The organism is Streptococcus danieliae (assembly GCF_009767945.1).
Taxonomy (GTDB): Bacteria; Bacillota; Bacilli; order Lactobacillales; family Streptococcaceae; genus Streptococcus; species Streptococcus danieliae.
Genome location: NZ_WSRS01000199.1, coordinates 1 through 513, shown reverse-complemented (window position 1 = coordinate 513; position 513 = coordinate 1). Strand labels below are relative to the sequence as shown.

The following is a 513-nucleotide window of genomic DNA, read 5'->3' as shown; positions in this document are numbered from 1 at the left end:
TATGTCTTACCAGAATCCAAGTTAGGCCGTGCTCTCAAATACAGTTTGGATTATGAGTCCACATTCAAAACTGTACTAGAGGATGGACGTCTCGTTCTATCCAATAATTTGGCAGAAAGAGCAATCAAATCCTTAGTAATGGGACGCAAGAATTGGTTGTTCTCCCAGAGTTTAGGGGGAGCAGAGTCTAGTGCGATTATTATGACTCTAATTGAGACAGCCAAACTCCACCAAGTGGACAGTGAAAAATATATAGTTTTCCTACTAGAACATTTACCAAACGAGGAGACTCTCGAAAAAAAGGAGGTTCTAGAGGCTTATTTACCATGGGCAAAACAAATACAAGAGCATTGTCGTTAAAGAAACCTCCAAGATTCAAAGCAAGCTGCTTACAATCTTGGAGGTTTTTTGATGTACCCTGTTATTGGGCGCTTACGTTCCTTCAACGAGACCGTTATTGTAGGGTACCGATAAAGCCAAGCGTATACTTTCTTCCTTTTTCAAAAGAAAAGC

At 40.4% G+C, this 513-nt stretch carries 1 protein-coding gene; it reads left to right on the top strand.

Annotated features, from left to right (window positions below; all coding sequences use genetic code 11):
- Positions 1-360 (top strand): IS66 family transposase (locus E5983_RS09440; protein WP_160332692.1); only part of this gene is annotated, 360 nt, incomplete at its 5' end.
- Between the last annotated feature and the right edge of the window lie 153 nt (positions 361-513).